30 protein-coding genes and 2 pseudogenes are annotated in these 25,398 nt (G+C 44.3%); 12 read left to right on the top strand and 20 right to left on the bottom strand.

What is annotated here, in order from left to right:
• Window positions 1-32 precede the first annotated feature (32 nt).
• Window positions 33-260 (bottom strand): type II toxin-antitoxin system BrnA family antitoxin, encoded by a 228-nt coding sequence (gene brnA, locus ACRC32_RS01995; RefSeq protein WP_438552408.1) that lies wholly within the window; start codon window positions 258-260, stop codon window positions 33-35.
• Entirely contained in the window at window positions 247-510 is a 264-nt protein-coding gene (locus tag ACRC32_RS01990; protein WP_438552407.1) for a BrnT family toxin, read from the bottom strand. The genes brnA and ACRC32_RS01990 overlap by 14 nt, the downstream gene beginning before the upstream one ends.
• A 323-nt stretch (window positions 511-833) precedes the next feature.
• Between ACRC32_RS01990 and ACRC32_RS01985 the strand changes: the two genes are divergently transcribed.
• From ACRC32_RS01985 to ACRC32_RS01975, 3 genes and pseudogenes are all read left to right on the top strand, one after another.
• A complete protein-coding gene (locus ACRC32_RS01985; RefSeq protein WP_438552406.1) occupies window positions 834-1,088 on the top strand; it encodes a YlcI/YnfO family protein in 255 nt (84 codons plus the stop codon).
• Window positions 1,081-1,503, top strand: coding sequence for a type II toxin-antitoxin system VapC family toxin (locus ACRC32_RS01980; RefSeq protein ID WP_438552405.1), 423 nt, complete (start codon window positions 1,081-1,083; stop codon window positions 1,501-1,503). The genes ACRC32_RS01985 and ACRC32_RS01980 overlap by 8 nt, the downstream gene beginning before the upstream one ends.
• 377 nt (window positions 1,504-1,880) lie before the next feature.
• Window positions 1,881-3,202, top strand: a pseudogene (locus ACRC32_RS01975) (IS4 family transposase).
• A 15-nt stretch (window positions 3,203-3,217) separates the two neighbouring features.
• Here the strand turns inward: ACRC32_RS01975 and ACRC32_RS01970 are convergent.
• From ACRC32_RS01970 to ACRC32_RS01920, 11 genes and pseudogenes are all read right to left on the bottom strand, one after another.
• A pseudogene (locus tag ACRC32_RS01970) lies at window positions 3,218-4,021 on the bottom strand (helicase-related protein); the annotation flags it as partial.
• Window positions 4,022-4,397: 376 nt separating this feature from the next.
• A complete protein-coding gene (tnpA, locus tag ACRC32_RS01965) occupies window positions 4,398-4,817 on the bottom strand; it encodes an IS200/IS605 family transposase (protein WP_438552404.1) in 420 nt (139 codons plus the stop codon).
• A gap of 18 nt (window positions 4,818-4,835) precedes the next feature.
• A complete protein-coding gene (locus ACRC32_RS01960) occupies window positions 4,836-4,964 on the bottom strand; it encodes a hypothetical protein (protein ID WP_438552403.1) in 129 nt (42 codons plus the stop codon).
• Window positions 4,965-5,004: 40 nt separating this feature from the next.
• Entirely contained in the window at window positions 5,005-5,136 is a 132-nt protein-coding gene (locus ACRC32_RS01955; RefSeq protein ID WP_438552402.1) for a hypothetical protein, read from the bottom strand.
• A gap of 127 nt (window positions 5,137-5,263) precedes the next feature.
• Window positions 5,264-5,710, bottom strand: coding sequence for a type II toxin-antitoxin system VapC family toxin (locus tag ACRC32_RS01950; RefSeq protein WP_438552401.1), 447 nt, complete (start codon window positions 5,708-5,710; stop codon window positions 5,264-5,266).
• The gene (locus ACRC32_RS01945; RefSeq protein WP_438552400.1) at window positions 5,710-6,012 is read right to left on the bottom strand and encodes a DUF2281 domain-containing protein; all 303 of its coding nucleotides are present in this window, start codon (window positions 6,010-6,012) and stop codon (window positions 5,710-5,712) included. Before ACRC32_RS01945 ends, ACRC32_RS01950 begins: the two co-directional genes overlap by 1 nt.
• Window positions 6,013-6,041: 29 nt before the next feature.
• Window positions 6,042-6,179: a hypothetical protein gene (locus ACRC32_RS01940; RefSeq protein WP_438552399.1), complete on the bottom strand. Its 138-nt coding sequence runs from the start codon at window positions 6,177-6,179 to the stop codon at window positions 6,042-6,044.
• Window positions 6,180-6,297: 118 nt separating this feature from the next.
• Window positions 6,298-6,474 carry a hypothetical protein gene (locus ACRC32_RS01935; RefSeq protein ID WP_438552398.1) on the bottom strand — a complete coding sequence of 59 codons (177 nt, stop codon included), beginning with the start codon at window positions 6,472-6,474 and terminating at the stop codon, window positions 6,298-6,300.
• Between the two features lie 41 nt (window positions 6,475-6,515).
• Window positions 6,516-7,400 carry a type IIL restriction-modification enzyme MmeI gene (locus ACRC32_RS01930; RefSeq protein WP_438552397.1) on the bottom strand — a complete coding sequence of 295 codons (885 nt, stop codon included), beginning with the start codon at window positions 7,398-7,400 and terminating at the stop codon, window positions 6,516-6,518.
• The gene (locus tag ACRC32_RS01925; RefSeq protein WP_438552396.1) at window positions 7,345-7,668 is read right to left on the bottom strand and encodes a hypothetical protein; all 324 of its coding nucleotides are present in this window, start codon (window positions 7,666-7,668) and stop codon (window positions 7,345-7,347) included. The genes ACRC32_RS01930 and ACRC32_RS01925 overlap by 56 nt, the downstream gene beginning before the upstream one ends.
• Window positions 7,658-7,855: a hypothetical protein gene (locus ACRC32_RS01920; RefSeq protein ID WP_438552395.1), complete on the bottom strand. Its 198-nt coding sequence runs from the start codon at window positions 7,853-7,855 to the stop codon at window positions 7,658-7,660. Before ACRC32_RS01920 ends, ACRC32_RS01925 begins: the two co-directional genes overlap by 11 nt.
• Window positions 7,856-8,012: 157 nt before the next feature.
• Between ACRC32_RS01920 and ACRC32_RS01915 the strand changes: the two genes are divergently transcribed.
• Entirely contained in the window at window positions 8,013-8,174 is a 162-nt protein-coding gene (locus tag ACRC32_RS01915) for a hypothetical protein (RefSeq protein WP_438552394.1), read from the top strand.
• Between the two features lie 306 nt (window positions 8,175-8,480).
• On the opposite strand, the gene ACRC32_RS01910 is transcribed toward ACRC32_RS01915, so the two are convergent.
• From ACRC32_RS01910 to ACRC32_RS01900, 3 genes are all read right to left on the bottom strand, one after another.
• A complete protein-coding gene (locus tag ACRC32_RS01910) occupies window positions 8,481-9,020 on the bottom strand; it encodes a universal stress protein (protein ID WP_438552393.1) in 540 nt (179 codons plus the stop codon).
• A gap of 200 nt (window positions 9,021-9,220) precedes the next feature.
• Complete coding sequence (locus tag ACRC32_RS01905) at window positions 9,221-9,694, bottom strand: cupin domain-containing protein (protein ID WP_438552392.1); 474 nt, start codon at window positions 9,692-9,694, stop codon at window positions 9,221-9,223.
• Window positions 9,695-9,716: 22 nt separating this feature from the next.
• A complete protein-coding gene (locus ACRC32_RS01900) occupies window positions 9,717-10,100 on the bottom strand; it encodes a Rid family detoxifying hydrolase (RefSeq protein ID WP_438552391.1) in 384 nt (127 codons plus the stop codon).
• Between the two features lie 134 nt (window positions 10,101-10,234).
• Between ACRC32_RS01900 and ACRC32_RS01895 the strand changes: the two genes are divergently transcribed.
• From ACRC32_RS01895 to ACRC32_RS01870, 6 genes are all read left to right on the top strand, one after another.
• Window positions 10,235-10,804 carry a TetR/AcrR family transcriptional regulator gene (locus tag ACRC32_RS01895; RefSeq protein WP_438552390.1) on the top strand — a complete coding sequence of 190 codons (570 nt, stop codon included), beginning with the start codon at window positions 10,235-10,237 and terminating at the stop codon, window positions 10,802-10,804.
• Between the two features lie 104 nt (window positions 10,805-10,908).
• Window positions 10,909-12,012, top strand: a complete 1,104-nt coding sequence (gene tgt, locus ACRC32_RS01890; RefSeq protein ID WP_438552389.1) for a tRNA guanosine(34) transglycosylase Tgt — start codon at window positions 10,909-10,911, stop codon at window positions 12,010-12,012.
• A gap of 342 nt (window positions 12,013-12,354) precedes the next feature.
• Entirely contained in the window at window positions 12,355-12,744 is a 390-nt protein-coding gene (locus ACRC32_RS01885; protein WP_192160988.1) for a response regulator, read from the top strand.
• Window positions 12,737-13,021, top strand: coding sequence for a hypothetical protein (locus tag ACRC32_RS01880; RefSeq protein ID WP_438552388.1), 285 nt, complete (start codon window positions 12,737-12,739; stop codon window positions 13,019-13,021). Before ACRC32_RS01885 ends, ACRC32_RS01880 begins: the two co-directional genes overlap by 8 nt.
• A complete protein-coding gene (locus ACRC32_RS01875) occupies window positions 12,985-14,991 on the top strand; it encodes an ATP-binding protein (RefSeq protein ID WP_438552387.1) in 2,007 nt (668 codons plus the stop codon). The genes ACRC32_RS01880 and ACRC32_RS01875 overlap by 37 nt, the downstream gene beginning before the upstream one ends.
• A 153-nt stretch (window positions 14,992-15,144) precedes the next feature.
• Window positions 15,145-15,540, top strand: coding sequence for a response regulator (locus tag ACRC32_RS01870; protein WP_438552386.1), 396 nt, complete (start codon window positions 15,145-15,147; stop codon window positions 15,538-15,540).
• 86 nt (window positions 15,541-15,626) lie between these two features.
• Here the strand turns inward: ACRC32_RS01870 and ACRC32_RS01865 are convergent, their stop codons facing one another.
• The gene (locus ACRC32_RS01865) at window positions 15,627-17,279 is read right to left on the bottom strand and encodes a transglutaminase domain-containing protein (RefSeq protein WP_438552385.1); all 1,653 of its coding nucleotides are present in this window, start codon (window positions 17,277-17,279) and stop codon (window positions 15,627-15,629) included.
• 440 nt (window positions 17,280-17,719) lie between these two features.
• On the opposite strand from ACRC32_RS01865, the gene ACRC32_RS01860 reads away from it, so the two are divergent.
• On the top strand, window positions 17,720-18,622 hold the full coding sequence (locus ACRC32_RS01860; RefSeq protein WP_438552384.1) for an ABC transporter ATP-binding protein: 903 nt from the start codon (window positions 17,720-17,722) through the stop codon (window positions 18,620-18,622).
• A gap of 54 nt (window positions 18,623-18,676) precedes the next feature.
• Here the strand turns inward: ACRC32_RS01860 and guaD are convergent, their stop codons facing one another.
• Together guaD and pheT are read right to left on the bottom strand one after the other, a co-directional pair.
• Window positions 18,677-19,999: a guanine deaminase gene (gene guaD, locus ACRC32_RS01855; protein WP_438552383.1), complete on the bottom strand. Its 1,323-nt coding sequence runs from the start codon at window positions 19,997-19,999 to the stop codon at window positions 18,677-18,679.
• A 55-nt stretch (window positions 20,000-20,054) separates the two neighbouring features.
• Complete coding sequence (pheT, locus tag ACRC32_RS01850; RefSeq protein ID WP_438552382.1) at window positions 20,055-22,529, bottom strand: phenylalanine--tRNA ligase subunit beta; 2,475 nt, start codon at window positions 22,527-22,529, stop codon at window positions 20,055-20,057.
• A gap of 305 nt (window positions 22,530-22,834) precedes the next feature.
• Between pheT and ACRC32_RS01845 the strand changes: the two genes are divergently transcribed.
• A complete protein-coding gene (locus ACRC32_RS01845; RefSeq protein ID WP_438552381.1) occupies window positions 22,835-24,442 on the top strand; it encodes a protein kinase domain-containing protein in 1,608 nt (535 codons plus the stop codon).
• Between the two features lie 100 nt (window positions 24,443-24,542).
• On the opposite strand, the gene ACRC32_RS01840 is transcribed toward ACRC32_RS01845, so the two are convergent.
• Window positions 24,543-25,256, bottom strand: a complete 714-nt coding sequence (locus tag ACRC32_RS01840; RefSeq protein WP_438552380.1) for an SDR family oxidoreductase — start codon at window positions 25,254-25,256, stop codon at window positions 24,543-24,545.
• Window positions 25,257-25,398: the final 142 nt, after the last annotated feature.

The following is a 25,398-nucleotide window of genomic DNA, read 5'->3' as shown; positions in this document are numbered from 1 at the left end:
AAATGCCTTGTAAATAACTGTTGCAGACCCACCTAGCGAGGACATTTTTCCAGGCGTTCTGCAATCCAGACTTTAACAATCGATTGACGAGTCACACCCAAACGCTTTGCTTCCCGATCTAGTGCTTCAATCATCCAGGCGGGAAAATCCACGTTCACCCTTTTTTGCTCGTACCCAGGACGACGTGCTGCTGATAAATCGAGAAATTCAGTGATGTCTTCACCCCGATCGAACTTCTCATCAAATTCACTTGCTTTCATATATTGCCACCTCTTCTTTACGCGCACGTCGCACTGAAATTATGCGGATTTTTTCATTTCTATAGGTCATCACAGCAGACCAATGCTTATTCTCAATTTTTCCAATAACCAAATATCGGGGTTCGTCCTCTGTCCGTGCTGGAATTTCTAGCCTTTGAGGGTCTTCCCATAATTCTTGTGCCTTGACAAAATCGATCCCGTGTTTTTCGCGATTGGATTGACTCTTAGTCTCATCAAACTCAAATTCCATTTTTATATACTTATTATACTGTTTCTATATCTAATGCTTGCTAATTTGTCGCTGATTCAGCTTCTTCTCACAATGCTGGTAGAGAAACGATGGTTTTTTATAGAATCGCCTTCAGCGAACCCGTGACCGACAGGGAGATTTGAGATCCCTTGAGAAAATAACGCTCGTCACTCACTGTTGCTGTTCTCCAAAAGCCGAGTGGCTTGGTGCTTCTAGAAACAATCGCCCACCCATTGCAAATAGTGGTAGCAGATCGAAGCAAACACTAGTTACACTACATGATATCGTTATAAGATTGCACGCTAAGGTGTATAAGGACAACTATGGAACGAGAAGCTGTAACCATTCGTATTCCTGCGGAGCTACTTGAGCAAGCAAGGCAGTTGCGAGAGAGCAGCGAGTCTTTTAACGAGATGGTTGTCGAAGCGATCGCCCGTGAAGTGCGACGACGGCGTTCTCTGGCAGCTCATCAGCGGATCGTGGCTCGTAGTGTTCTTGTTGAAGCCCAAACAGGTATTCAATCGAGTTCTGTGGACTTGATTCGTCAGCTGCGAGCTTCGGAGGGACGGCGTGACTAAGTGTATTGATACCAGCGTTTGGATTCCTTATCTTGTACCTGAGACACTGCAACCTCAAGCCAGAAACTTAATCGTTCCCTTACTAACATCGAACGTGCGTTTGGTTGCTCCAGCATTTGCATGGGCGGAAGTGGGTTCGGTGTTGCGAAAAAAAGTGAGGTTGGGAGCCATGACTTCGGCACAGGCAGAAGGATTTTATGATGACTTCTGCCAAATGCCTGTGGACTACCTCGATAGCGATACTATTCGTGCCAAAACATGGGCAATCGCCGAGCAGTTTTCCCTAGCAACACTCTATGATGCTGCTTTTTTGGCAGTTGCCGAGCTAGAAGAAGCGGAATTTTGGACAGCAGACCAATCCCTACTCAGTACACTGACATTATCTCCAGCCTACGTCAAAAAATTAGAAACATAAACGACAGATATCGTTGTGAAGCGATCGCGGGTTTTTTTTCTGACTTTAGGGAGCGCGATCGCTCAAGAGCGCATCTTCATCACGGACTCGCTTGGAGAAAAGCAACTGTAGTAGACCAATCTACGGTTCGATTCAAGAGAAAGCGTTCAAGGAAGGCACGAATATGGCTAATTTCTGGTGCTGACAGGTAGCGCGATAGATACTCGACATACGCAGGTCGCTTTGAATCGGTAGCATTAGCACTAAACCAACGGTTTAATCATCTTTGACAAGTTAAGCTCTAGGGCTGCTAGTCAATGAGTAAAAATACATAATAGACCACCTGAAAAACTCATGCGACTGTAAGGGAGTGCATCTAACCAGAAACTCCCCTGATGCTGAAAAAATCTAAACGAAGTAATCGTGACCATGCACATAAACAACAATGTCCAGGTCGCAGCAACGAAGCAATTGCGGAGCAATTACAAGCGCTACTTACTCCTGCTGTTAATAACCAACAGCTTTACTTCCGCCAACTTGGGCTACGAAACCGTATTCTGAACTTGTCATTAATGCTCGCTGCCGTGCTAACAATGTTGTGGAGACAAGTACCAAGCGTGCAGGAATTAACCCGAATGTTAGCACGAGAGGACTTGCTATGGTGCAAAGCTACTGTTGTTTCCCAGCAAGCTCTCAGCCAAAGATTTCTCAGTTTTCCAGCAGCTGTGTTTGAACGGGTGTTTCTGGAGTCATTGCCCCAGTTTAGACAGCGGTGGGCGCAGCGGCAACGCCGTCCACTACCTACGAGCGTGCAGTGTGCTCAAAAGCATTTTGACCAAATTTGGATTGCAGATAGCTCCACATTGGAAGCCCTGTTTCTTAAGCTCAAAAGCTTACAGGACAAAGCTACAGGCACTCTGGCAGGTAAAATGAGTACGGTAGTAGATTTAGTCACTCGGCTACCTGTGCAGATTTGGTTTGAGCAAAATCCTAAAGCCAGTGACACTTGCTTTGAAGATGATTTGCTGGGCTTAGCGGCGGCAAAGACGTTGCTGATGATTGACCGGGGGTTCTTTTTTTGTTCTGGTCGCAGCTTCAGGACAAGGAAGTAGACGTTATCTGTCGCTTAAAGGCGGGAGCTGCTTACACGATTGAGCGTACTTTCACAGATCAGACCCAAGTAAGAGATCGGTTGATTCGCTTAGGAGTCAAACGCAAGGGAGCACCTCAGTTGCAGATGCGCTTGGTACAGGTCAAATTTGGCTCAGTTTGGTATAGTTACGTAACTACGGTAGTACAACCCGAGCGATTACCGCCCTACGTTGTCGCTGACCTCTACCGTCGGCGATGGCGAATTGAGGAAGCTTTCAACATAGTCAAACGCCTACTGGGATTATCATACCTCTGGACTGGTTCAATCAACGGAGTGCAGTTGCAAATCTGGGCTACCTGGTTGTTTTATGCGGTGCTAGTAGATCTAGGAGATGCCGTAGCTGATGAAGTGGGAGTCCCATTTGACTCTATTTCTTTAGAGATGCTGCACCGGGGAATGTACCACTTTGGCGTTGCCTACGACAAGGGTAAGGCTAGCGATCCAGTGAGCTATTTTGCTGCGCCAGAAAACCAAGATGTGAGAGTAGTCAAAATCCGTAAAAAGGAAGCCTCACTTGACTTATCACCATTTCCTAGACAAGGCTTGACTTTTTCCCCATCTTCTTAACTTGTCAAGGATGGGATGACCCAGACGCGCCAAGGCGACGGTAATGGCGGCGATGCCTCGGTCGATCGCGCGGGGAGAAAAGGGAGTGACGCTAGTTGCTTCAACTGCACGGTAAAATGTCGAATGCCAAGCAAAGAAGCGTTCGTAATGGGAGCGATCGCGGGGGCGATGAATGTTGAGCAGCGTCACAACTAACCCTGGTCGTTCCTCATCCCGTCCGACACGGCTGGTAGCTTGGATGTATTCGGCTGCTGTTTTGGGTTGACCGAGAACTACCATTAATCCCAAGCGGGTAATATCCAAACCTACGGAGATCGTGTTTGTTGCCAGCACGACATCAACTTTGTCATCGCAACTGAAAGTCAATTCCATCCTTTGTTTCGTCTGGGCAACTTCGCTGGTACTAACGCGGGAGGTTAATTCTTCCGGTTCGTCGTCAATTTTGCGATCGGCAAATAAACTCGCAGTTTCACCGACTCGCCGCCGCTGGCTGTAGCGGACGAGGCGGGAGTTAACTTCGTCTTCCACGATCCGGCGGCTACCACCGAGTTCGCGCAGGGAGTTAAAGTAACCCAAAAGCGTCATGTAAGGGTCGGCTGGGTTATTGGGATTTTTCTTCCCTCCCGCCGCCAGCCAGTGTTTTTGGGCTGCGCCTAACAAAGCCAGATAAGTACGCAACAAGACTACCTTTAAGCTGCGTCCTTGGGCGGCGATCCCGACATAAGTACGGGCGTTTTTCTCTGTCGCTGGAACGGTTTTGGCAAAGAAAGAGTCGCGGCGGTTGGGACCTGGTGGGGGAAAGATATCGACTTCGCTACGACTCCTAAATAAGCTTCGGTTTTACCGCCACCTGTGGGGAAGAATAGCAAATCGACTAATTCCCTGTCGGTGTGGGTGGGGTTTGCTATTCCCACTAAGTTCATCAGCAAAAATGCCAACTGGAAGGGTCGCCATTGCGGGGCAGGTATTGATTCGGGAGTAGTATTTTTCCCGTGAGTTGCCCGTTGGCGGATGGCTTTGGCAATGGCGCGGTTGGCAATTTGGAAAGCTGTAAATATCTGCGGGTCAGCTAAGGCTTTGATGCCTGCATCGATGCGGTTTTTGGCAATTTCGGCTCGATGTAAGTTGTAGCGCGTCAATCAGGTGCGATCGCACTTCGGCTGATGTTATTGGTACGGTATCTGCCACAATCTTGTCACCTCATCGCTTCGTTAAACTGTTCTAAATGAGAGTTTGTTGTCCCTTTTGAATGATGTATTTTTTGATTTTGTACATAGGCGATCGCTCCCTCAAGTTGCTTACTGCCCATAGAAAATACACCATATCCCTCTTGCCAAGCGAATTTTTCCGAGTCAAGCTTCGGACTATGATTCAAATGGTGAGAGCTACTTCCTTTGATCTTTTTGACAAATTCTGCAATTGCTAAAGTTGGAGGAATAGAAACAACTATGTGAATATGGTCTTCAATCCCACCAATCGCATGAATTATAGAATTTAATGCGTCTGATTTACCGATAATGTAGTGATAAAGTTCTAATTCTTTGTTAGATGTAATTAGTGGTTGACGTTGTTTTGTTGCCCAAACTAAATGATAATAAAGTCGCCATAGAGCCATAGATTTTTAAATTAGGATCTATTGATATTTATTATGTTGCCCATCTAGGGGTAGAAAATTCACAGCCAGCCAGGGAATTAATTCCCTGACTGAAAGCTGAAGTCGTCTGAAGACGACTTGATAAGTTACAGCACAAACAAATCTCATTCAGTCCTCTTGTAGAGGACTTATGCTGTTAGCCAGGAGTTTATAACCCCTGGCGGGATGGTTGGCGGAATTTGGCGGGATGACTGGCAAGATGGTTGATGGGCTGGTAAACTGGGCGGGCTGAATGATAGAAATGGCACGATCGCAATATGTCTTTTACAAATCTTGCCATGTTGCATTTTCATCTGGTTTCAGCCAATCTTTTTGCAGAGAGTACAGCGCGATCGCACTTCTACTAATATTATCAATACGGTATCTGCCACAATGCTGTCATCTCCTGAGCGAGAGCAAAAAAATTTTTAGGATAGCCAAGATTCAACAGATAATGTTTTTACCTGTTGGATGCGTGGAAAGTCACTATCGATTGAAACTACAGTCAAGTTATGTTGTAGAGCAATGGCAGCAATCCAAAGATCGTTTTCGTCAAAACCTAGATCGACGATTTTAGTTTTTCTGCGCTTACTTTTTTCTTTTGGTGCGAATTGGTTGAACAAAGCTGCTTTCAGTTGACCATATACGGTAGCGGTGAATTCATCGATTCGGTAGATGCGAATATCTTCGAGAAATTCTGTTACTCGTGCCAGGTTTATTTCCTTTTGTTGAGATTTTTCTACCATGTATTGAAGTTCGCCCTGTACGATGACGCAGGTTGCAATATTAAATTCTCCGACCTCAGCAACGCGACGAATAACATTTGGTTCGACCAAAATGATAGCACTACAATGATTTGTATCGAGTAAATACATCAGTCAAAAGGATTTTCTGCATCAAATTTAGCTTTGCTACGAGTTGCATAAACTGACTGAAGACATTCTTCTAAATCATCACCAGCCCATTTGCCTACGTGTCTGAGGATAGAACGTCCAGAAGCAGGACGATAAGGTAGTTGAGAATTATCGTTTAAGTTTTGTTGTGGTTGCTGGTTTCCTGGCAATTCTATTACTTCATGCTGCTTTGTTTGCAAAAATTGAACGAAATCTAAAATTTCCTGTAATAAAGGTTCGGGTAATTTTTCTAGCTCTTTTGTAATCTGTTCTTGAATAGTCATTTTCTACTCCTGGGGTTTGTCTACTTAATTTAATCTACATCCAACCCTGGAATCGTTGATGCATTCTTCCCCTTTCGCGTCCCTACCTTCTTATTCTTCCCCTTAGCTTTCGTTTTATCTGCAACTTTCCCGCCTAAAATTTCGGCTTCGGCACGTTGTTGATTCAACTGGAGCAACCGTGCTAAAACCTCATCGTGGACTTCTTCTGACCAACGATAGCGCCAGGGTTTTTTCTTCTGTCGTCCACCCAGGGAATCAATTCCCTGGCTATCGTCTTCTTCCTCCTCATAGTCGAGTAGGAAGGTGCATTCGGTAGAAATATCCGTCCAGCCGTAAGCATCGAGGACAGTGCGATCGCATAAGCCATGAAGTTCCTCGCAGTTTGAGAATGTCGGGGTGGTTTTCGTCGGGATCGTGGAAGCGGTTGTAGGTGTCGGTGAGTCCTTGGTTGTTGCGTACCATTAAGGCGGCGCGGTATTCGTAGTATTCTTTGCCTATGGCTTCTAAGTTGGGGTTGGTTTCCCAGTTTTCAGGAAAGGGGCAGGAAAGGGGAAGGTTTGGAAACCATCGCTAGGTGTATAGCGCAAACCATCTCCTATTGTTGAGCAAAAAAATCTAACCCAAATTTCGTGTGTGCGAGATTGTAGAATGCAGAAAAATGAACTTCGTTGGTCTGCAAAGACACCTAAAGCGTGCGAGAAGACGCTACTTGCTGGTAAGAATGCAAATGAAAGATGTGCTGAGTGTAGAGAACATACTAATACCCGTTCGAGAGGTGCGATCGCTTTATTTCCTTCTTGGTTTCGTCTTCCAAAAAGCCACCACTGGCGGCTATAACTTCCAGGTTTATTTTTTCGTTCTGGATAAACTTTCTCTTTTAATATTGTGTATAAAGCAGGATATTGCTTTGCTTCATCTTCGTTCATCTCTCCAAAATTAATCACATATCGATCGCGTGTATGAGTTGAACTTGAATTTACCTCTTCCCCACCAATATAAGGAAAAATCCGCTCTTGATTTTTCGGATTCTTCTCAATTAATCTGTGCATTTCTGCAATTGGTGTAGCATCAGAGTTGGAATCATCAAATGTAAAACCCATACCGAGCACATAGCTACCAATAAAACTCTTATCAGCATTCGCTAATAACACAGCAGGATTTTCATTACCACCAGTATGAAATAAAAACGCCGAAATCAAATCGACTTCGCGCCCATCTAACAACTTTACACCTTGGTATTCACCCTTATAAACATGAACAATACTAACCACAACTGCGGCTAAACCAATCCATTGAACACGCTTTTGAGCATTGTATATTGTGCCACCATTCTCATAGATATATCTCAAGCCGCCGTTCTTCCCCTGGTTGCAAATAAAAAGAACCACTGGGCATTAAACCAGAAGTTTGCAGCGATACCTTACGCTCGATCGCTGCTACCAAGTCTACTGCTGTTTTCGCTTGTTTTAATTCCGCAAGTGACTTCCCAGAAATTTCGCAACCTGCGGTATCTTTTAAATATTTGGCGCGGTCATTTGGCTTAATTTTTAGCACCTCATCCACGCTGACAACAACCGTGACCGAGGTTTTCGTACCTTTGGGTTTACTCCAAACACCAATTGCAGGCGTTGTAGCTTGTTTTACTTCATAACCCACGATCGCCTCGTAGACCGACCCAATTTGCTCTACGTCTAAAGCCCGATATGACAAGCGTTCGCCGTCTAGAATCTTGCGGCATCAAGCCTTCATCTTCGGCGTAGAGTAGAAACACCAGCCGCAGCAAAGTCGTAATTAGCCCACCGTAAATGTGTTGCGGGTCGATTTGGGCGATATCATTCAGCAAGCGACCATTAACATGGAAACAGTTTGCCTCAGATCTGCCACCAATTCACTGCTTGAATTTTTCATGACGCAGCCACAAACAATCTTTTAGGAAGAGGAATGAATATTAAGAATCTTTTTAGAATGGACTCCAGTTCTAATTAAAGAGGAGAGGAGTTATGACAGCTCGAAAACAAGAGAAAGTTACCTCTGAAGTTCAACAAAAAGTGTCACCAGAAGTAGAAGTTAAATCTCCTGCGGTAGAGGACAGTGAAAACCCAGAAGATCCTATTTCAGAAGCAGGTGAAGTTCCTAAAACGGGTGATGCGCCTGCTGATTGATAGAACTTTTCGCGTATTCATGTCTCGATCCGTTCTCTGACAACAAGGAGTAAATGTCAGAAATGGCGATCGCGTTACGATCCGCAATCTATCTGGTAACTACAGTGCTTCTCCCAGTACTATCTACATTTTCCACCAAATGACTCGCCAAAAAAGTAGACAAAGTAGATACAATTGTAAGCGATCGCCGTTACCAAAGTTTTGATTAGTTAAAGTCTTTTGACTTGGGTGCGGGTGGGTTTACTAAATAATTCTAACTTCGACAAGAATTCTACATAAACCCGCCCCTACGAATCCATGACTTTATCAACAATGTCTCATCGCAGGTGTAACGTGTTCTGCTTCTGTATCGCGATTCACTCCTGGATGTTGTACCGTAAGTACGGAGCAGGGAGCGTGATGCAGGACGTAGTTACTGACACTACCCATAAACAATTCGCTCAAACCAGAGTGACCCCGACGACCCATAATAATTAAGTCAGCTTGCCAATTTCGCGCAAGCTCGCAAACAGTACGGCTAGGACTACCAGCTATCTGACTAAACTCCGTTTTCACTCCCGCCGCAGTTGCTTCATCTGTAAGACTTTGCAGCATTTCCAGTCCTTTATTAGCAAACTCTTCCCATCGCTGGTGCTGCATTTGTATGATTTCGCTACTCATCCCATATCCCTGATAGTAGTCTGCATGGGACATTATATAAATATCCGGGCTGCCCTCTTCTTCAGCAGAGAGTACGTGTAATAGCATGACGTTGGCATTAAGTGCCTTTGCTAAGCCTAGTGCTGCCTCAAAAACGCTTCGATTGAGGCTAGAAGTATCGATCGCCACTAATATTTTTTGAAACATATGAAGTTGCCTCCAGATATGTTATTGGTAATTGGTAATTGGTAATTGGTAATTGGTTCCTGTTCTCTACCGATCTACACATTAGTAAAAGACTTTGAGGAAATTGTGAGGATGTGAGCTGCGTTTACTTATAGCCTCCCTTTTTAAGGGGGGTTGGGGGATCGACTATGCCGTAGTCAAAAAGTCATGGTATAACGTCTCTAGATTGATTTTTGATTCACCCAACTCACTTTTTTATCTATCGCCACACCATCCAAAATTGTATGCCCCTCATAACTTTTAGCGCGAGATTGAATGACAATATAAACTAAATCTTCATCTGAGATATTTCTGAGCGTTCTCTCTCCATTAGGATCGACTCGTACTGCTGTACCTTCACTGATGGAAAAAATTTCACCATCAATTTGAAATTCGCCTCTACCTTGGATAAAGAGGTAAATTTCTTCATTCTGCTTATGCTTATGGTAGAAAGGGATTGCTGCATTTGCTGGCAACTTATTGAAGGAGATCTCGCAACTTGTTAAGTCTAAAATTTGATTAATAAATAACTTACCCTCAATCTCGATCGCTCTTGATGGTAGTTTAAACGAGAAACGATTTAATTGAGATAACTTGCCTAGCTCGGCTACTGTAAAGTTTTCACCGCGCTTAACTTTGCAATCAAATACTGTCATGATTTTGATTCCTGTTTAGAATTTAAATTCTGCTAGCAATAACTTCAATTTCGACTTTAGCGCCCTTGGCTAAAGCGTTTACACCAATAGTCGAGCGCGCTGGCGGATTGATTTCAAAATAGCTGGCGTAGACTTCGTTAACAGATACAAAGTCATGCATGTCTGTCAAGAAAATAGTTGTCTTTACTATGTCTTGCAACTGTAAACCAGCTGCGGCTAAAATAGCTTGAATATTCTGCATTAAATACTCAGTTTGTATCGCTGCCGAATCTGAAAATACTGCATCGTTTTGAGCATCATAAGCCAATTGTCCCGAACAAAATATCAAGCTTCCTGTATCGATAGCTTGGGAATAGGCTTTAACAGGAATTGCTACCTCTGGCGCATACACGACTTGTTTAGGCATCTTCAATAACTACAGACCTGTCTGTATTGCTATCCTTGATAAATTAGTAACAGACAGGTCTGTATCATGTCAATAGGGATATTGTAGGGACGCACAGCCGTGCGCCCCTACGGAATGCAAAAATAAAGAAAAAAATGCCAAGCGATCGCAAAACCTCAACCCGCCAGAAGATTCTAGAAGTTGCTGACGATCTGTTCTACCGCGAAGGAATTCGAGCAGTAGGAGTAGATACGATTATTGCTCAGTCAGGAGTTGCCAAAACGACGCTATACCGCTACTTTCCTTCTAAGGATGACCTAGTGGTGGCGTATTTAGAGGAACGTCAAAACAGCTTCAAGCGATTATTTGAAATTGCGATCGCCCGATATCCAAACGAGCCGAAACAACAGATAATTGCTTTATTTGCCTGGTTAGACAAGTATTTAGCAAAACCCGAATGTTATGGTTGTCCGTTCTTGGTCACAGCATCGGAATTACCAGAACTAGAACATCCTGCTCACCAAATGGCTGTCGCAAACAGGCTCGCAATTCGCGATCGCCTAATATCTTTAGCTGAAGCAGCAAGAGTAGACAATCCTCAACAGTTGGGCATTCATCTTCTCTTATTAATTGACGGTGCATTTACCCAACGGCGGTTATTTGGAATCGAAGGTTTTGATGTAAGATTGAAGCCTATTGTCACTCAATTAGTTGATGCTGATTGATATCTACAATTTTGGGGAGTGGCTAGTGAACTAGATTCTTTATCTAGTCACAAGTCACGAGTTACTAATCACTGATAACTGATAACTGATAACTGATAACTGACTTGACTACGCAATTTTCCTTCCAAGTTTCCACTCGTTGCAGCCAAACCAAAGCCCGTGCAGGTGTCTTTTACACTCCTCATGGTGCAGTTGAAACTCCCCGCTTTATGCCCGTAGGGACGCTGGCAAATGTAAAAACTATCACTCCCGCACAGCTTCAGGAAACGGGGGCGCAGATGGTTTTGGCAAATACGTATCATTTGCATTTGCAACCAGGGGAAAGGATTGTCGAAAAAGCTGGGGGATTACACCAGTTCATGCGCTGGAATCAACCAATCCTGACTGATTCTGGCGGCTTTCAGGTTTTCAGTTTGAGCGAAATGCGTCAGATTACTGATGATGGGGTAATATTTCGATCGCCTCATGACGGACAGATGATTAATTTAACCCCAGAGCGATCGATCCAAATCCAAAATGCTTTGGGTGCTGATGTGATTATGGCATTTGATGAATGTCCGCCCTATCCCGCCAGTCGCGAGGAGGTAGAAGCGGCGACACAAAGGACATACCGCTGGCTAGAACGTTGTATTAGCGCCCACCAGCGCCCCGATCAAGCGTTGTTTGGCATCGTCCAAGGGGGAGTCTACCCAGATTTACGGGCGGCGGCGGCTGAAGCTTTGGCAGGGTTAGATTTGCCTGGATATGCAATTGGTGGCGTAAGTGTAGGGGAACCACCAGAACTAATCGCCAAGATCGTACAAGCCACAACCCCGATGCTACCAGTAGATAAACCCAGATATTTGATGGGGGTGGGGACGTATAAAGAAATGGCACAAGCGATCGCATCTGGTATGGATCTGTTTGATTGCGTGATTCCTACACGCCTTGCCCGTCATGGTGCAGCTTTGGTAAAGGGGGAACGGTGGAATTTAAAAAATTCCCAATATCGAGAAGATTTTCAACCTTTAGATGAAACTTGCCCTTGCTATACTTGCCAAAATTTTACGCGGGCGTATATTTCTCATTTGGTGCGATCGCAGGAAATTTTAGCTTATACTCTGTTGACCATTCATAATATTACAGAATTGGTTCGGTTTACCCAAAAGATTCGCGAGGCAATTTTGAGCGATCGCTTTGCGACAGAGTTTGCTCAGTGGTTGAATTAATAATTGGAAACAAACTGCGATCGCTTGGACTGGCTTTTCTGACAATGCCGGGGCAATTGTTGCCAAAGCACACGGAATGAACGCTGCAAGGATGCAACCTACTATAGATAATACTGAGATTTATCGACTGATGTATAGAAGTTTATTTACTAAAACTTTGCCGTCCAACTCTCCTTAAAAGTGCTATCTTGTGGGGCAGAGATCCTACCTGCCTTGCGATCGCCTCTAGCTTAATTATTTTTTTAACTAACGAGTGGTTATCTAGTTTTAAGCTAAAAGAAGTTAGTCAAAATTTGCCTGCGTTTAGTAAAGATTTATCAAGTTTTATGGGCTTACCTTTTCATGTGCCGAATCGCAGTACTAGATGATGATCGAAATTGGTGCATGGCACTTCAGCGCTTTTTGAAAAATACCTTTGAAGTGTCTGTTTTCAATGATGCCAACTCGCTCATCGAAGATTTGATTCAAGATGTGCGGCAGTATGACTTAATTATGGTCGATCTGTCTCTGCCACCCGATGCTTACGGAGAAATTGACGGGCGGAAATTTATTCGCTATATCAGAGAAGTTTTACTAGAACCACCCATTCTGGTGTTAGTGACCGCATTTATAGGGAAAAATGAACTGAACAGTGGTGAGATTTTCTGTAAAGAAGCTGATGCTTTCTTAGCTAAAGATGCAGGGTTAGATGAAATTTCACGGCAATTGCAAGAATTATTGGTAAATGGGTAATCAGTTATCAGTGAATAGGGAGCAGGGAAGCGGGCAGAGGGCGAGGTTTCCTCGCCATCGGAGCCGCGTAGCAGGGAGCAGGGAAAAGAGAGCAGAGGGGCTTCAGGGGCAGAGGGGCAGAGGAAGCAACTCAAAATTCAAAATTCACGCATTCAAAATTCCCTACACCCCACACCCTTTCTTCACTAGCCACCAGCCACTAGCCACTCTTCCGACTCCCGACTCCCGATTTTCAAAAATATGTCACACAAAAAACATCCAAATCGAGCGGGACTGAACCGAAATTCTCTGTTAAATCGGATTACGAATCGCATCCATCAATCTTTGGAACTACAGCAGATTCTCTCTGTTGCGGTGCAGGAGATTCGGGCATTTTTACAAATAGATAGAGTCAAAGTTTATAAATTTCATCCTGACGGAACGGGACAAGTTATTGCCGAAGCGATCGCGGCAAAGCGCTTACCATCTTTGCTAGGGTTGCACTTTCCCGCAGATGATGTTCCTGCCCACGCACGAGAGATGTTTGTCAAAATTGGGGCGCGATCGATTGTGGACGTTCCCCAACAACAGATTAGCCTCAGCTATTTAAAATCTCCCCAAACTACAGGAGATTTGACGGTAGAGGAAGTTCAGCAAAAAACCGTTACAGAAATTCTCCAACGCCCTGTCGATCCTTGTCACGTCGAATATCTCACAGCTATGGGGGTGCAGTCTTCCCTAGTCATCCCAATTCTTCACGATTGCCAGTTGTGGGGGCTGCTGGCTTGTCACCACGCGCAACCAAAAACTTTTCGTCAGGAACAATTGGACGTGGTGCGACTCGTGGTAGAACACCTCGCGATCGCAATTTCTCAATCCCAACTACTAACGCAAGCACGCGAAAGAGCTATTCGCCAAGAATTAATCAACAAAATTTCGACTCTGCTTCACTCTCCCCACTCCATTCAAACAATTTTGCAAATTGCCCTTGAAAGTATTGTCAACAGCGTTGATGGTTCTGGTGGCAGACTATTTCTTTGTCCTACAGGGCAAGCACAAATCACAGAAATTTATACCGATAAAGCCCAACCTCAAAGGATGTTGGAGAACGCTCCATTTTGGCAACAGTTGATGGCTGGTGTTGGTAGAAACCCCCAGCACGGGTATGTAGCGATCGCCAATCTTTATCAAGCACCGGAGTTACTAGAGGTTGCTCCTGCCTTTCAAACTACGAATATCCGCAGCCTATTTGTTATGCCCTTGCATTATGGTAGTGAAACCTTGGGTTGCCTGACCATTTTCCGCGATGCGATCGATACAGATATTACCTGGGCGGGAAGATTCGATCCTGACGAACGTATTTCCAGAGTGAGGGATTCTTTTGAGGCTTGGCGAGAATTGAAACGAGGACAAAGCAAAGAATGGACGAGTTCGGAAATAGAATTAGTCCAAGCTCTAGCCAATCATCTCTCACTTGCCGTCATGCAGTACCGATTGCATGAATACGAACGACAACAGAGGCAATTGTTAGAAAGACGTAATCAAGAATTGAATACTGCCCGCACCCTGGCAGAAGAAGCCAATCGTCTCAAATCAGATTTTCTCTCCTCCACCAGTCATGAATTACGCACGCCTTTAGCAGCTACGCTTAATTATTTGAAATTGCTCAAAGAAGGGCTTTACTACAACGAAGTAGAGTTAAAAGAATACATTCAAATTGCCTATCAATCAGCAGAAAATCTCGTCACCTTAATTAACGATATTCTCGACCTGGCAAAAATTGAAGCCGGAAGATTGATGATGCATTGGGAAGAATTTGAGCTAATGCCTCTATTGACAGAACTGCAACGTTTATTTCAAATTGAGAGCAATTGTAAAGGAATTCCCTTAAGTATAGATTGTCAAGTGGAGCGGATTTATGCCGATAAATTCCGATTGCGACAAGTCCTGACTAACCTCTTGGCTAATGCCTTTAAATTTACCGAAACCGGACAAGTTTGCATTCGGGCGATTACCAAAACTGACGAACCAGCAATTGAAATTTCGGTAACTGATACTGGAATTGGGATCGAACCAAGCCAAGCGGAGGTATTATTTGAGCCTTTTGTCCAAGCAGACGGTTCGGTGAAACGGCGCTATGGAGGTACGGGATTAGGCTTAACCGTCTGTCAGCGTCTCGTAGAACTCATGGGGGGAAACATCCGTCTAGAGAGTCCAGGTTTAGGACAAGGCACGAAAGTTACTTTTACTCTTCCTGTGAGAAAGTGATAATTGGTTATTTGTCATTTGTCATTTGTCATTTGTCATTTGTTATTGGTAGCTGGTCACTGGTCACTGGTCACCGATCACTGCTCCCTGCTCCCTGCTCCCTAATAACTGTATATAATTGCGATCGCGCTCTAATTTTTTTTCGTAGCCTGCTTGAATATTCTCTTAGTTGATGACGATTACACATTGGCTCGTAGTACTGCCAAACTCTTGCAACGTCTGGGGGGACATTACGTTTACATTACAGACGATCCAGCAGAAATCTTCCAGCGCTGTCAGACGCAAGCAGTCGATTTGGTGATCATGGATATTAATTTGCCAGACGCACAGTGGCAAGGTCAAGCTGTTAGTGGTGCTGATATTGCGCGCGTGTTAAAAAATCAAGCGCAAACAGCCCAAATTCCGATTATTCTCGTGACAGCTTACGCTTTGGCAGGCGAACGTCAGTTTCTGCTTGCTGCTTCCCAAGCTGACGAGTTCGTGGCTAAGCCGATTACTGACTACAACTCTTTTCTAAACCTCATTCGTTACCTTGCGAGTAGTAAGTAGCGATCGGTTGTCAGTTATCAGTTATCAGTTATCAGTTTAGAGACGTTACATGTCACGTCTGTACAAAGTTATCAGTTAATTCCGACTTACGACTTTACAGGTGGTAATTCATGCAAAATTGTAAACCGAATATGATTAATCGCTAAGTCACCAATTGAAACTTCTTCTTTATTTAGCGGTACGCCATTGCTTTTCACAGTTTCAAAAGAAATACCTTTGCCAATTTCAATGTGATACCAGGCTAAACCCATAAAAAATCTAGCAGGGTAGGGACCTTGTTCTACTACGTCGTCGGGATTTGATTCCATCGGCAACCACAAGTCTAGTCCCGGTAAGTAAAATTCTACCCAAACGTGGTTAAAATCTGGTTGTAGGGGGACTTGCTGGTGTTCGGCAGAGGGAGGACACTTGTAGCGTCCGATTGTACGACAAGCGATTCCATTTAAGCGCATCAAAGCCAGTAAAACACCAACATATTCGCCACAGGAACCAACACCGCGATCGAGAACAATATCGGGCGTGTCGATGTGAGGTTTAATCCCATAGGATAATTGGTCGTAGACGTAATTGCGGATACTGTACATCTGGCGCAGAATATTGGTTTCGTTACCGATCGCCTCGCGAGCAGCACGACGGACGATGTATGATTCCATTGCTAATTCATCATCATCTACCAAATAACGCTGGGCAAATTCTGGCGGGAGAGGAGGGATATTTTCTACCTCTCTGGGAGCAATGCGATACTTGATGCTGCGGACTTCCACGATCGCTTTCCAACCGAAAAGATGGCGATCGCCTGTTGTTAAATGGTCGAATTTAAATACTGCGACTCGCTGTCCGTCTTGGATTTCTTCTGTAAAAGGCAGACCAATCGGTTCAACGTGGACAACTTTTTGACGGTCGGTGGATGCAGGTAAGGCAATTCGCCACTCTACCTGTTCTAAGTCTACTTCGTCTAGCGGCGATAATTCCTCAGCATAAACCATTTCGATCGCGTAGCCGTTGGAAAGAGCGTAGTGTCCTTGGGAGTTGTAGTGGTATTGCAGCGGATGGATAAAGGTGCGATCGCGATAGGTTAATTCGTGCGATGGGTCTAAATTAGGGTTGTCTCTGATATACGCCTCTTCTGATGCATAAGCGACGTATAGTAATGTTTCGTTAGTTTGTGGCTGGGTATAAAAAGTCAACCCCGTAGGACATTCAAACGGAGTCAGGACGCTAAATTGAATGTCCCCTGTAGCGCGATCGAGACAATACACTGTCTGTTCCGTGCGATCGCATACCCACAAATGTTCTTCCTTAACTGTAATGTTTTCTATCCCTACCCCTGGAGCAAAAAATCTGGTAATTTGTCCCCCTGTATTGCTGTCAAAAATTAAGATATAGCCTGCTTTTTGACAAGTGATGTAAATCGTCGATCGCCACACTGCGACCCCATCGGCAGTGTAAGGTAAGGTAACAAAAGGTTTGAGCTTAAACTCTCCCCACTGGCAATAGTAAACCGTATCGTCCCGCGTACACCACAGAGTGTCTTCCCACACCGCGATTCCCGTTACGTCAACAAACTCTTCTGCGGTTTGCCAATTCAAAATTGTGGTGTTGTCACTAACTGGATCGATTTGCAGCAAATACCCTTTGACCTTATCAATGGCTAACAGGCGATCGCCATAACTGGCAATACCATGCAAGGCAGCTGCACCAAAAGGTCTAATTGTCCGTTGCCAAAGGGGTTGAGTCATATGCGTGCGTGAGAGGAGAAGTCAGAAGTCAGGAGTGGTAGGGGCGGGTTGAGCAACAGATTCATCGCTGGTGACAATAAATCTTGGTTCAAAACCCGCCCGTACAGGAGTCAGAAGTCAGAAGTCAGAAGTCAAAACACTACTCACTACTCACTACTTACTTCCAAAGGAGGACACGAAAGTGTATGAATTGCAATTTTATACTGTCTGTCGAATACAGTTAAGTACCGAAAGAGACAGGAAGCAAGTATTGAGGTGCAGCCTTCCGATCGCCACTCAATGGACAACTGCTTCTATAATTACAATTTAAATAAAATCAACAAAATCAATATTTACTTTTTTCATCTTATTTGATAATGTGAACTCTGCCCACTTTTTCTGCAAGATTAAGTAGGGTAGGTATTACCCGCCCTACTTTACTATTTGCTCCTAGATTGCTAATGTTGAAAATTCACAAGCTTAATAAATCTTATAGAAAAAGGCAGATATTGCAAGACCTAACGTTGCATATCTTACCAGGAGAAATTTACGGTTTATTAGGGGCAAATGGAGCAGGAAAAACAACTGTAATAAATATTATTTGTAATCTTCTACAAGCAGATAGCGGAGAAATTGCGATCGCCGACCGACCTGCTTCTGGTGCTACAAAGAAAACTATTGGTGTTGTCCCCCAAGAAAATTTACTCTACAAAACCTTAACTTGCACGGAAAATCTTAATTTTTTTGCCCAGCTTTACGGTATTTCAGCTAAGCACAGAAAGCAACAAATTCAGTCTTGTTTAGCTGCTGTCAACTTACTAGACTGGGCAAAAACTCCTGTAGAAAAACTTAGTGGAGGCATGAAACGGCGATTGAATATTGCGATCGCCTTAGTTCATCAACCCAAATTAGTTATTTTAGACGAACCAACTACAGGTTTAGATGTAGAGGCGCGTTACGAGATTTGGGAATTAATTTTACAACTCCAAAGTCAAGGGACTACTATTTTACTCACCACCCATTTATTAGACGAAGCCGAACGTCTTTGTCACAGAATTGGAATTTTGAAAAATGGTCAAATAATCGCTGAGGGTAGTTTAGCTCAACTACGTCAACACATATCTGCTGAAGAAATTATTATCGTGCAGACATCTGAAGAGGAAAAAGCGATCGCTCGTGCGATAGAATTAGGTTTCAACTATCGTTATTATGGCAGAGATCTTGCGTTTTGGCTCCCAGAATCTTTGGATTTAAAAGAAATTATCTCCCTCTTTGAAGGCATTCCTCTTAATTCTATTTCCCGTCAACCCGTGCGACTGGAATATATTTATTTAGAATTGACTAAATCAGTGGCTAGTGGTTAGTGAGTAGTGAAAATACAAATGACGAATAACAAATGACAAATGACCCATTACCCATTACCCATTACCCATTACCAATCCTCCCATAATATAAGTAGCATGTATGGCGCGATCGTCTCCCATAATGACTAGGGTAAATATTCTTTCTGCTAATTCTTCTAAAGAGGTTGGAGTTGCGTCAGAATTACGAAATGCCATTAATGGTGTAGCACGCGGATCTAAGACAATAAAATCTGCTTCTTTACCAGGGTTAAAATTACCAATTTTATCTTCTAAGTTGAGTGCTTTTGCTCCTCCTAAAGTTGCTAAAAATAGTGCTTGAAAGGGTGAGAGTTTTTGCTGCCTTAGTTGAGCGATTTTGTATGCTTCATTGGCGGTTTGTAGGAGAGATAAACTCGTTCCACCACCTACATCTGTACCCAAACCAACTTTCACAGGACAATCTTTTGATTTAGCTGTTTCAATTCTAAATAGTCCGCTACCTAAGAATAAATTTGATGTCGGACAAAATGCGATCGCGGCATTTGCTTGGGATAATCTATAAAATTCTTCATCAGTTAAATGGACTCCGTGGGCAAACACAGAGCGATCGCCTACTAATCCGGCGCGATCGTACACGTTTAAATAACCCTGACTTTCTGGAAATAATTGCTTGACAAATGCAACTTCATCTACATTTTCTGATATATGAGTATGCAAATAAACATCGGGAAATTCTCTTAAAAGTTTTCCAGCGATTTGTAATTGCTCGTTGGTTGAAGTTATGGCAAAGCGGGGAGTTACAGCATAAAGCAAGCGGTCTTTTTTATGCCATTTCTGAATGAGTGCTTTTGTTTCTTGATATGATGTTTCTGCGGTATCGGTCAGAAAATCTGGAGCGTTACGATCCATCATCACTTTACCAGCGATCGTTCGTAGATGGCGGCGGTTAGCTTCCTCAAAAAAAGCATCTACAGATTCAGGATGAACGGTAGCAAATACTAATGCTGTTGTCGTACCATTTTTCAATAATTCATCGAGAAAGATAGCGGCTACTTTTTGGGCATAGGCTTTATCTTTAAATTTCCCTTCAGTGGGAAATGTATATTTGTTCAACCACGTTAGTAATTGTTCCCCGTAGGCGGCGATGATTTCCAGTTGGGGAAAGTGAACGTGCGTGTCAATAAATCCTGGCATTATCAGCATCCCAGGATAAGCAGTTATTGAAATTCCTTTGTATTTGTGCTGGAGGCTGTCGTAGGTTCCTATTTCTTTAATTTTGCCATCTTCTAAAACTAGTAGTCCATCAGGAATATAGCGCGCGCTTTCTAATTCAGATACGTAGAATGGATCGGCAATAAAGTCGAGAAATGAACTACGAAAAGCCTTGAGAGATGACATAAAGAATCTCTGACGAATAACTTCAAAACAAGCGCACATCTGTGCGCCCCTACGATTAACTTCTCAAATTCAAACTAAACTTCTCGACTAAAGATTCTCTGACCTTTTGATGCACGGGTTCTACTTCTGCATCGGTCAAAGTGCGATCGCTTGCCCGATAAACTAATCGAAAAGCCAAACTTCTTTGTCCTGCGGGAACGCCTTGACCTTTATACTCATCAAATAATTCTACCGACTCTAGTAGCTGACCACCTGCATGAGCGATCGCCCGTTCTAATTCTGCTACCGAGACATCGACGGGAGCAAAAAAAGCAATATCTCTGTCGGCGGCTGGGTAAGTAGAATAAGGTTTGAAGCGAGGAACGAGCATTTCCTCTACATCCAAAGCATCAAATAGCAAATCTAAATCGAGTTGGAAAACATAAACCTCATCCGGTAAACCTCTTTCTTGCCGTAACTGGGGATGCAACTGTCCAAAGACACCTAAGCGGTTTCCTTGCAACCACAAACAAGCCGTGCGCCCTGGGTGCAAGCGCGTATCTTGTCGGCTGGGTTGATATTCAATCGACAATCCCAAACGCTGAAATACGCTTTCTAATATACCTTTTGCCTCATACCAACTCATGGGGCGATCGCGTCCGGCGCTGACCCATTTACCTCGTGTTGGATCGCCACCTAAAATTCCTCCAATCGCCTCCATTTCATCGATTCCAGCTTCATCTTGAGTGAAGATTCGTCCAATTTCAAAACCATTGAGCGCCCCATTTCCCTGTTCCAAATTGTATTGGAAGGCATCGACTAAACCAGCAATCAAATCCGTCCGCAGGGCTGCATATTCGGCAAATAAGGGGTTAGCCAGCACCACCTGCCGATCTTCCCCTGGTTTCACTAAAGAATAGTGCATCAATTCTGTTAATCCTGCCGATCGCATAGCTTCTCGGATTTGCCGCGTTAGCTGTTGTTCGACCGAAAGAAAGCCAAATTCTGTTGCTTCTGGCAGCGTGGTGCAGAATTTATCGTAACCATACACGCGGGCAATTTCTTCAATTAAATCGATTTCCCGCTCTAGATCGCGATAGCGATAGGGTGGTACGGTAACGATCCAGACTCGCTCTTTTTCTGCGTCTGGTGTGACTTGACAGCCCAACGCCATCAAAATTTGTTGCATTTCGTCTGGCTGCAATTCTCCATCCGTATCGCCCAGATCGACTAAGCCTAAAATTTGATTGACGCGATCGAGGCGCAGTTGGATCGATCTCGATAGCGTACCCATGTCGGGTCTGCGATCGGCAATTTGCTGATTTACCGCTGTACCCCCAGCTATTTGTTGGATTAAACTAATGGCGCGACGACAGGCTAATTCTAATTCAGCATAATTCACACCGCGCTCGTACCTTGCCGAAGCTTCTGTACGCAAACCCATACTGCGCGCTGAACGACGGATCGCCACAGAATCAAATAACGCTGCTTCTAATAATAGATTTTGAGTTGTATCTCCAACTTCCGTTGCTTCTCCTCCCATCACTCCAGCTAAAGCCACGGGTTTCTCATTGGCTGTAATCAGCAGAGTTTGGCTTGTCAGGTTGCGGCTTTGTCCGTCTAAAGTTTTTAAACTTTCTCCCGATTCAGCAAAGCGAACGCCGATGGTAATTGTAGAGACGTTACATGTAACGTCTCTACATAAAGAATCGCGATCGAATGCGTGTAGCGGTTGTCCCCACTCCAACATAATGTAGTTGGTTGCATCCACCACATTATTAATCGATCGCATTCCTGCTGCTTGCAAGCGCTGTTGCAACCATTCTGGAGAAGGTGCAATTTTGATTCCTTCAATAACAGTACCGATATAAGCCGGACAAGCTTGCGGTTGGGAGACGGCGATCGCTAATTCTGCCGTTGTTGAAATCGATAAAGCATCTGGTTGTGGTAATCTCAGCGTTGCTCCAGTTAAAGCCGCCACCTCTCGCGCAATCCCTACCATGCACAACGCGTCAGCACGATTTGCTGTTGCTGTCAAGTCTAAGATTGCGTCGTCTAAACCTAGAAGGGGGCGAACGTCATCACCTACTTTGAGGGGAGTCGGGAGTCGGGAGTCGGGAGTCGGGGTGGCTTCGCCGAAAACGTGAATTCCGGCTGATTCTTTCGATAAGCCCAGTTCTGCTAGGGAGCAAATCATCCCTTCAGAACGCACTCCCCGCAGATTGGCAGCACGAATTTTTACGTCAATTTTAGGTAAGTAAGTGCCGACGGTAGCAACTGCTACATAGAGATCTGCACGTACATTCGGTGCGCCACACACAATATTTAAAGGTTCACCTTTGCCAATATCGACCTTCGTGACGCTCAATTTATCGGCGTTAGGGTGGCGCTGACACTCCAGCACTTTGCCGATGACGACACCATCAGCCCAAGTACGACGGTCTTCGATCTCTTCCACCTCGAAGCCAGCCATAGTGAGCGTATGAGCCAACTCCTCTGGAGTCATCGTGATATCGACTATTTCTCGCAGCCAGTTCAAAGAGATACGCATGGAGTGTGTTTGCTTGTTTCAATCGCAGCTCATCTATCTTACAAAATTCTCGATCCAAAACCTACGTGCTTTTACCCCCTAGTCCAACAGCTGGCTAATTGATGTTTAAACAAAACTCACAATTACCCGATATTGCTGCCGATAACTTTAGCAATTCTTCAACGATTCTCCGCAAGACTAACCTAGTAAAAGTCAATTTTTATTTGAATAATTGATTCAGAGTATAAAAACTCCGTTTGCGTCCATCGTTTGCGTCCACTGTTTACGTCCATTGTTTGTGTCCATTGTGCAACGTCGAGTCTGTTATGAGCTACTGCTTAAATTCAACTTGCCAGTCTCCAGAAAACCCAAATTCTGTCGCACAGTGTCAGTCTTGTGGGTCGCCCCTGCAAAAACTGCGCGATCGCTATCGCGTGACGCAAGCACTAGCCCAAGGTGGCTTTGGTGCAACCTTCTTAGCTCAAGATGATAGTTTACCCGGACAACCCTGGTGCGTCATTAAACAACTACGCCCCTCAATCAACACACCTGATATTTTGTCAATGGCGCGGGAATTATTCGCCAGAGAAGCACAGACCCTTGGCAAAATTGGCAATCATCCCCAAGTCCCAAGATTATTAGACTATTTTGAAACAGATCGAGAATTTTATCTAGTTCAAGAATTCGTCAACGGTTTAACCATCCAGCAAGAGATCAAACGTAAAGGTCCAATGAGCGAAGCTGGAATCAAGCAATTTTTAAGTGAAATCTTAGGCATTTTAAAATACATTCACTCGCAACAAGTTATCCATCGAGACATTAAGCCCAATAACTTGATCCGCCGTAGTGAAGATGGCAGACTGGTATTGATTGATTTTGGTGCGGTCAAAAACCAAGTTAGCAAAACCTATAGCAGCCAAATCGAAAATACCACCCTGACTGCTTTTTCTGTGGGAACGAATGGCTTTGCACCACCAGAACAAATTGCAATGCGCCCAGTCTACGCCAGCGATATTTATGCTGTGGGCATCACCTGTATTTTTCTCTTAACTGGAAAATCTCCTAAAGATTTTGACTATCACCCTTCTACAGGTGAAATGCTTTGGGAGCAAGAAGTCAGAATTAGTCAGCATCTAACTACCATCCTGCGGAAGATGGTTGAGGCTTCCGTTCGCCACCGCTATCAATCGGCTGATGAAGTCCTGAAAGCTTTGGAGATGGAACCATACTTCGACAGCATCTCGTCTGGGATGGCTACACAAATTCGCTCGCGCCCTACGAGTACCCCTGCTTCCCAACCATCTCAACCTTCGCAACCAGTTTATTCTGGCTTGAATTCCCATCAGCAGTACGTAGCAGCATTAGCTCAGAATATTCGGGCGCGGCGCGAGTTGGGTGCTACGACTGGTGTAAATACTCAAATGACTCGCCAACAGCCAGTTGCTGCTAGAGCAAATGCTGTAGCAACCGTAAAAACCCCTAGCCCAACCAAATTAAAATCCAAAGAAGCGGAGCGTCTAGACTCTGGCAGCTTACTGAATGCATACATCAATGGTAGAAGAGATTTTACCTCTCAAGACTTGAGCGCGATCGATTTACGGAGAAAAAATCTTGCAGGTATTAAATGTTACGCTTCCAGGCTCGATCGCGCAAATCTGCAAGAAGCAGTTTTGTGTAACGGTGATTTTGGGCAAGCTTGTCTCAGTCAAGCCAATCTGAGAAATGCCGTATTGACGAAAGCATACATGAGTTATACAGATTTGTCTGGAGCCGACTTACGCGGTGCAGATTTGAGCGGTGCTTATCTAAGCAATGCTAACCTCAGAGGCGCAAATTTGTGCGGTGCTAATCTAACTGGTGCGACTCTTTCTGACGATCAGCTGGCACTAGCTAAGACAGATTGGTTTACTAAAAAGCCTAATAGAAGGGGATAGTTTGATACATTTAACTAGCCTTATCGGTGCGCTCGAAACGCTTGTCACTATTAGCTCTAGACATTTTGACTTTTGACTTTTGACTTTTGACTTACTTAGTCTAAATTGCTGCTGAGTAAGCTTCATCCACTTTAAGTGTTGTGCCAGAGATGAATTTGGCATCATCAGAAATTAGAAAAGCTACCGTTTTAGCTAGCTCGATATAAGTCGCAGGACGACCGTGCATTAGATCTTTTGGTACATTCCACCCAGTCAGTTCTTCCATACTATCTGCTACAAAAAAAGGGGCAACGGAATTCATCCGAATTTTATCTGCTCTGTAGCGTTTGGCGTACAGTTTTGTGAATCCTTCCATTGCAGCCCGCAACGTACCGCTAAAGGGCGTTCCTAATTCTGGTTCGCGCGAATCGCAAGCTGATATATTGACGATCGCCCCACCTCCTTGTTGTCGCATTGGTTCCGTTACCAGTCTTGCCATGCGGACAACGCTGAGAAACAGCATTTCAAAATTCTCCTGCCACATTTCATCACTAATTGACAGTAATTCGGGTCGCGGCGGATCGCCAAAATTATTGACTACGGCATCGATTCGTCCAAATCGATCCAATGTTGTTCTGACTAATTGCTGTAAATCTTCAGAATTAGAGATCGATCCTTGCGTTGCAATTCCGTTTAATTCTTCTGCTAAATCGAATACACTCTCGTTTCGTGCTATTAGAGAAATCTTGTAACCCCCCGCTGCTAACTCTCTAGCACAACCTGCCCCAATTCCACGGCTAGCAGCTGTAATTATGGCAACTCGTTGAGTATTCATTCCTAACTTAATAAAGATTTTGCTTTAGAAAATATCGTACTATTTCTCAATAAAGTTTGTAAAGAGATTTATTGATTTAGTTCTCGTACCTAGCCTCAACGATTAGCGATCGCGCCTGCGATATCCGAGCATGCAACCTAAC

Origin of the sequence: Chroococcidiopsis sp. (assembly GCF_051657925.1) — a bacterium.
Classification (GTDB): domain Bacteria; phylum Cyanobacteriota; class Cyanobacteriia; order Cyanobacteriales; family Chroococcidiopsidaceae; genus Chroococcidiopsis.
The sequence above is the reverse complement of the archived record's forward strand: the minus strand, read 5'-3'. Positions and strand labels throughout refer to the sequence as shown.

Excerpts from the sequence above, each read along its gene's own strand:
- brnA (WP_438552408.1), bottom strand. The coding sequence starts at position 260 with ATGAAAGCAAGTGAATTTGATGAGAAGTTCGATCGGGGTGAAGACATC.
- ACRC32_RS01990 (WP_438552407.1), bottom strand. The coding sequence starts at position 510 with ATGGAATTTGAGTTTGATGAGACTAAGAGTCAATCCAATCGCGAAAAA.
- ACRC32_RS01985 (WP_438552406.1), top strand. The coding sequence starts at position 834 with ATGGAACGAGAAGCTGTAACCATTCGTATTCCTGCGGAGCTACTTGAG.
- tnpA (WP_438552404.1), bottom strand. The coding sequence starts at position 4,817 with ATGGCTCTATGGCGACTTTATTATCATTTAGTTTGGGCAACAAAACAA.
- ACRC32_RS01960 (WP_438552403.1), bottom strand. The coding sequence starts at position 4,964 with ATGAGATTTGTTTGTGCTGTAACTTATCAAGTCGTCTTCAGACGACTT.
- ACRC32_RS01955 (WP_438552402.1), bottom strand. The coding sequence starts at position 5,136 with ATGGCAAGATTTGTAAAAGACATATTGCGATCGTGCCATTTCTATCAT.
- ACRC32_RS01950 (WP_438552401.1), bottom strand. The coding sequence starts at position 5,710 with ATGTATTTACTCGATACAAATCATTGTAGTGCTATCATTTTGGTCGAA.
- ACRC32_RS01945 (WP_438552400.1), bottom strand. The coding sequence starts at position 6,012 with ATGACTATTCAAGAACAGATTACAAAAGAGCTAGAAAAATTACCCGAA.
- ACRC32_RS01935 (WP_438552398.1), bottom strand. The coding sequence starts at position 6,474 with ATGGTACGCAACAACCAAGGACTCACCGACACCTACAACCGCTTCCAC.
- ACRC32_RS01915 (WP_438552394.1), top strand. The coding sequence starts at position 8,013 with ATGACAGCTCGAAAACAAGAGAAAGTTACCTCTGAAGTTCAACAAAAA.
- ACRC32_RS01910 (WP_438552393.1), bottom strand. The coding sequence starts at position 9,020 with ATGTTTCAAAAAATATTAGTGGCGATCGATACTTCTAGCCTCAATCGA.
- ACRC32_RS01905 (WP_438552392.1), bottom strand. The coding sequence starts at position 9,694 with ATGACAGTATTTGATTGCAAAGTTAAGCGCGGTGAAAACTTTACAGTA.
- ACRC32_RS01900 (WP_438552391.1), bottom strand. The coding sequence starts at position 10,100 with ATGCCTAAACAAGTCGTGTATGCGCCAGAGGTAGCAATTCCTGTTAAA.
- ACRC32_RS01895 (WP_438552390.1), top strand. The coding sequence starts at position 10,235 with ATGCCAAGCGATCGCAAAACCTCAACCCGCCAGAAGATTCTAGAAGTT.
- ACRC32_RS01885 (WP_192160988.1), top strand. The coding sequence starts at position 12,355 with ATGTGCCGAATCGCAGTACTAGATGATGATCGAAATTGGTGCATGGCA.
- ACRC32_RS01880 (WP_438552388.1), top strand. The coding sequence starts at position 12,737 with ATGGGTAATCAGTTATCAGTGAATAGGGAGCAGGGAAGCGGGCAGAGG.
- ACRC32_RS01875 (WP_438552387.1), top strand. The coding sequence starts at position 12,985 with ATGTCACACAAAAAACATCCAAATCGAGCGGGACTGAACCGAAATTCT.
- ACRC32_RS01865 (WP_438552385.1), bottom strand. The coding sequence starts at position 17,279 with ATGACTCAACCCCTTTGGCAACGGACAATTAGACCTTTTGGTGCAGCT.
- ACRC32_RS01860 (WP_438552384.1), top strand. The coding sequence starts at position 17,720 with ATGTTGAAAATTCACAAGCTTAATAAATCTTATAGAAAAAGGCAGATA.
- guaD (WP_438552383.1), bottom strand. The coding sequence starts at position 19,999 with ATGTCATCTCTCAAGGCTTTTCGTAGTTCATTTCTCGACTTTATTGCC.
- pheT (WP_438552382.1), bottom strand. The coding sequence starts at position 22,529 with ATGCGTATCTCTTTGAACTGGCTGCGAGAAATAGTCGATATCACGATG.
- ACRC32_RS01845 (WP_438552381.1), top strand. The coding sequence starts at position 22,835 with ATGAGCTACTGCTTAAATTCAACTTGCCAGTCTCCAGAAAACCCAAAT.
- ACRC32_RS01840 (WP_438552380.1), bottom strand. The coding sequence starts at position 25,256 with ATGAATACTCAACGAGTTGCCATAATTACAGCTGCTAGCCGTGGAATT.